The following is a 5,062-nucleotide window of genomic DNA, read 5'->3' as shown; positions in this document are numbered from 1 at the left end:
GAATCCATGTACGGGATGCCCGCCTCCGGTTCCGGAGCTTCAGTTTGTTCCTACTTCAGAAGGTTATTTTGATTATGTAAAAAATAAGTATATTTACAATTATACAGATCATCTGGGAAATGTAAGACTAAGCTATGCTAAAAACGGCACAGGAACAGAAGTAATTGAGGAAAGTAATTATTATCCGTTTGGCCTGAAGCATGAGGGGTATAATAATCTGGGGGGAAATCCAAATTATCAGTACAAGTACAACAGAAAGGAACTGCAGGAGACCGGGATGTATGACTACGGCTGGCGTCAATATATGCCAGACATCGGAAGATGGATGCAGTCAGACCCATTAATAAAAGATTTAGACTTTACTTTTGACCCGAATGACATAGATGATGAAGACGAAGACGAAGTAGCTGGTGCAATTGAAAACACTTTAGGAAATGGTGGAGGAATCTTCAATCCCGATAACCTTAGTCCTTATTCTTATGGATATAACAATCCTATAAAATTTGATGACCCGGATGGAAGATGTCCAACGTGTATTGTTGGTGCGCTTGTAGGAGGACTAACTGATTATGGTATGCAAGTCGCAGCTAACTATCTTGACCCAACGGTTAAAAATAAATGGACTGATAATATTTCTCTTTCATCAATAGCTTTATCAGCTGCGGAAGGTGCTTTAACACAAGGCGGAAGTGCAATTAGAAAAGCAGCTATAAAGACAACTGTGATGATAGCAAAAAACACAGTAGAAGTAAATACTACAAAGGGAGCTAAAGTTGAAACAAATGTCCGTAACATAGCTAAAAATACTCTTGTAGATGCAGCCGCAGGAGGGATTGCTAAAAAAGCAGGAGGTTTAGCTAAGACTGCAAAATTAGATAGAGTTGCACAGAAATTTCAATTGAGCAACACAAAGTCTCAAAATTTGGTAAAGAAAGTAACAGGACTTAGCTCTAGGACATCAAATAGCGTTGCGAAAAAACTTGATATAAAAGGCATATCCAAACAATTAAGTAATGGGGTGAAAAACTCAACAAATAAAGCCGTTGAAAATACTGTAAACGCAACATCTAAAAATAATGTAGATAAATTAAAAGATAAGACAAATGAATAAAAAAAGAATACTTTTAGTCTTGATACTACTATTTATTATTTTTCTTAACAGAAATGTATTAATATATAGACCTTTATTGTCTGTTCTTCCAACAAAAACAACATCTGGCTTAGTTATTAAAGAGAAAGATGCTTTAAGGAGAGGCTTTATAACAGGAGCATTTAACTACTATTATAAATTTTCAGTAAATGGTAAAGACTATTCTAATCCGAGTTATGATGAACAATATAAAGTTGGTGATACTATTTCGGTAGAATACAATGAAACTTTTCCTTTTATTAATAGAATAAAAAATCGGAAATAAAAACTTGCTCTCCGAAGTTTCAAACTTCGGAGTAAGATAAACAAGTAGCCAAAGTTGTAAATTATCCTGACTTTGCGCGAATAAACACAAAAACCACTGCATCTGTAGTGGTTTTTATGTGCAGGTTTAGGAAAACCGCTATATTTACCAGTACAGAGATCACCTAGGAAATGCCAGGGTAAGCTATGCCAGAAACAACGAAGGCGCAATTGAAATAACGGATGTCAACAATTATTATCCTTTTGGATTGAACCATATTGAAGGGATCTCCAGATGACAGTTGGACAGTTATTTTAATTATAAGTACAACGGGAAAGAGTTGCAGGAGACCGGGATGTATGATTACGGGGCAAGGTTCTATATGCCGGATATCGGGAGATGGGGGTGTGGTAGACCCGTTGGCGGAATTAAATAGAGCGTGGTCACCTTATCGTTATGCATTTAATAATCCTATTAGATTTATTGATCCGGATGGAAGAAATGAGGATATTTATGAAATGGATGAAAAGGGATATTTAAATAGAAGGGGAGGAGAAACTGATAGAGATGTTATCTACACATCTAAAAATTTTGAAGGAGAAGGAAAAAACCAAAAATTAAAAGAAAATAATGATGGTGGATATGATATTGGAGAAAAAGATTTCATTAAAAAAAATCAATACCAATATAATGCTGCTAAAGATAAATATATAGATTTCAAAGGAAATGAGGCTAAAGCATTAGAATATTTTAATCAGGTTGCTGATTGGATGAAAGCAGGAGAGGTTAACGTTGAATTCGGAATTCAAACAGCAGATATAGGTGGCAAAGATAATACTGTAGTTTATACATCTCACAATGAAAGTTCAGCAAATACTGTTTATAGTGGTGATAATGTTAAATTGAGTGGACATCTCCATCCGGGATTTATGTTATCTCAAAATGGAGGAGGAACTGATTTTTCAGGTCCCTTAAACCCAAGTGGTTTTATGATGTCCAAATTCCCGAGAAAAGAAAATGGCTATACTTTTTCTATAATAAAAAGTGCAATTAAGGGAGATAGAGCATCTGCAGAGAGAATGCCTAAGGCTATACATTTTATTTATTCTCCAAATTATAATACAACGGTAATATACAATAGTTTCACAATAATTAAAGCTTATGAAGGGAAATTTAAAAAAGATTAAAATAGTAATATTTTTAACGACTTTGCTAAACTTTAGTTATATAAGTTGTTCTGCTCAAAGGATAGATAAGTCTTTTAATAATTATTTAGATAACAGGATTAGTTTTGGAAGATTTGTTTTTTTTGAAATAAATTTTTTAAAGAAATGTAATGATAATAAGTTTTTGTTTTCTTTGGCAGAAATGAATTATAATGATAATATTCCTAAAAGGCAAAAATTATATATGTATAAAAATGTTTTAATAGTTTATGATATAGATGAATCTGAAAAAGATTTGAAAGTCATTAATTTTTTTAACTCTCATTTTAAAGAAGTTATATATGATATATCTATTTTACCAAAAGGAAGTCAGTCTCTGGTTAATGCAACTGCTCTTTATTTTGAAAATAATAAGTTTATTAATGATGATAAAGAAATAAAGGCTTTTATGGAAAATAATTGTAATTAGTCATTCCTTAAAAAGGTAATTGTTGATCCGAATGAAGTGGCTGAGATGAAACTGAGAATTATTCCCACTTCAGAAGGATATTACGATGCACTGAGCGGCAGATATGTCTATCATTACACAGATCATCCGGGCAATGTAAGACTAAGTTATACGGATGCCAACAAAGACGGAATCATTCAGCCCAGAAAATACCAGCCTATGAAATGTACAGAATCCCCAGCCGGAAATGTTTGTTATATGGACTGGAGACCGGGAGAGATTGTAGAAATGAATGATTATTACCCGTTTGGATTGCTGCATAATTATACGGTTACTACGCAGAATGCTTATCAGTACAAGTACCAAGGTCAAGAATTACAGGAGACGGGCTTTTACTCATTTAAGTGGAGAAATTAAATGCCGGATATTGGTCGTTTCTTTAACATAGACCCTCTCGCAGAAGAATATCCAACATGGGCACCTTATGTTTTCAGTGGAAATAGAGTAATTGACGCAAGGGAATTGGAAGGATTAGAACCCAAGAGTATACATAAAACTTACTTAGAAGCCGCTGAGAACTTTGGAAATCAGTATAATAATATGTCAATAAGAATGAATGGAGAAATTTCCACAAGATTTTATAAAATGAAAGGTGCAAATGGAGTTTATTATTCTTATACCAAGCCTTATTCATCCGGTCCCGACTCAGGAATGGGATTTCCTAAACTTGCGGGTGCTCCACCAAAAGGAGCTGTGGAAATCGGTGACGGTCATACTCATGGTGCTGGAGATGAAGTCGATTTAGGAAATGGAAAATTTAGTACAGGACAAGATAGTCCATCTGATTATGGTAACAGTGGAGATATTGACTTATCAATTAAGTCCTCCAAAGAAAATCCTAATTTTGAAGGTGATGTTGTTATTACTTCTTCAGGTTATGTATTTATTTACGGACCTGGTACAAAAAATGGAACAGATGTTAAATCGATGAAGCCTGATTCAACAAGCGTAGCAAAAGATCCTTATACGAAAAAGAATCCTAACAATAAAAATACTCAGAGATTTACACCTGTTGAACTTCCAAAGCAAGAAACAAAAGATGACTATGTTCAAAAACCTAGATAATAGAAAATGAAAAAGCAATTTTTAATATTATTAGTATGTTTTTTCTTCATAAACATATATGGAAAAAATGTTACAGTGAAACATACAGTTGAAAATATAACTGTACACATATCTAGTTTTTCTTATAGAGAAGAAATTAATAAAGGAATCATTATTAGTGAATATGTTAAAGATTTATCAAAAAAATATAACTATAATGATCCCATAGAAATTTTCCTAGAAATGATTCCCAGTGAACAAGCAGAATACCTATTCAGAGATAACAAAAATATTTTTTTACACATTAAGGCTAATAGTTTTGATTTATTGGATAACTTAAAATTAATAGAATTTGCTATACTAAACAAAAAGGAAATTCATAAAAAAGTGAATTTTAACAAAATATTAAAAAGTCCAAATTCCAAGCTAATAAATGATGTTCTATTGTTAAGGGTTGAACGACCTTCTGTATTTGTGCAATTAGAAAATATTTCCGATTATTCCTATTTTTTTCAAAATAATCAATATAAAATTTACAATAAAAAAACAAAAGAACTATTATTAAGCGTTCCCTCAATTTATTTGTTTTCATCAATCACATATTCCAGACCCCTAATTTTCATCAACGATCATGAGTTTTATTATCAGAACTTAAATGATGATCTAAAATTTATATCTTTTACTGGAGATAATAAATTATATGAGGGCTGTAAATTCAAAGAGTTGGACGTTTTTGTAATATTTTGTATTTTAAAAAAAGGGGGAAGAGATATCGCCGTATTAAATTTAGCAAAGGATAAATTAGTTGATAGTTTAGACTGGTGAGAAGATGAAGAAGGTTATAGAAGCATCACAAGCCAGAATTAATAAAGATGAACTAACCAAAACTAATAAAGATGAAACTACTAAATAAATTACTCATAATAATATTTTTAAATATTGTAGTATTC

General features: G+C 32.3%; 7 protein-coding genes. All 7 read left to right on the top strand.

Annotated elements, in window-relative coordinates:
- A partial coding sequence (locus AC106S_RS24020; RefSeq protein WP_482442509.1) for an RHS repeat domain-containing protein occupies positions 1 to 1,111 on the top strand: 1,111 nt, incomplete at its 5' end.
- The gene (locus AC106S_RS24015) at positions 1,104 to 1,415 is read left to right on the top strand and encodes a hypothetical protein (protein WP_482442508.1); all 312 of its coding nucleotides are present in this window, start codon (positions 1,104 to 1,106) and stop codon (positions 1,413 to 1,415) included. The genes AC106S_RS24020 and AC106S_RS24015, both read left to right, overlap by 8 nt.
- A 338-nt stretch (positions 1,416 to 1,753) precedes the next feature.
- Complete coding sequence (locus AC106S_RS24010; RefSeq protein ID WP_482442510.1) at positions 1,754 to 2,581, top strand: hypothetical protein; 828 nt, start codon at positions 1,754 to 1,756, stop codon at positions 2,579 to 2,581.
- Positions 2,556 to 3,029: a hypothetical protein gene (locus tag AC106S_RS24005; protein ID WP_482442507.1), complete on the top strand. Its 474-nt coding sequence runs from the start codon at positions 2,556 to 2,558 to the stop codon at positions 3,027 to 3,029. Before AC106S_RS24010 ends, AC106S_RS24005 begins: the two co-directional genes overlap by 26 nt.
- Before the next feature lie 45 nt (positions 3,030 to 3,074).
- Positions 3,075 to 3,425, top strand: coding sequence for a hypothetical protein (locus AC106S_RS24000; RefSeq protein WP_482442506.1), 351 nt, complete (start codon positions 3,075 to 3,077; stop codon positions 3,423 to 3,425).
- Entirely contained in the window at positions 3,426 to 4,133 is a 708-nt protein-coding gene (locus tag AC106S_RS23995; protein ID WP_482442505.1) for a hypothetical protein, read from the top strand. It abuts the gene before it with no gap.
- A 6-nt stretch (positions 4,134 to 4,139) separates the two neighbouring features.
- Positions 4,140 to 4,937 (top strand): hypothetical protein, encoded by a 798-nt coding sequence (locus tag AC106S_RS23990; RefSeq protein ID WP_482442504.1) that lies wholly within the window; start codon positions 4,140 to 4,142, stop codon positions 4,935 to 4,937.
- The last annotated feature ends 125 nt before the right edge of the window (positions 4,938 to 5,062 follow it).

Source organism: Chryseobacterium sp. FR054 (assembly GCF_056844565.1).
The sequence above is the reverse complement of the archived record's forward strand: the minus strand, read 5'-3'. Positions and strand labels throughout refer to the sequence as shown.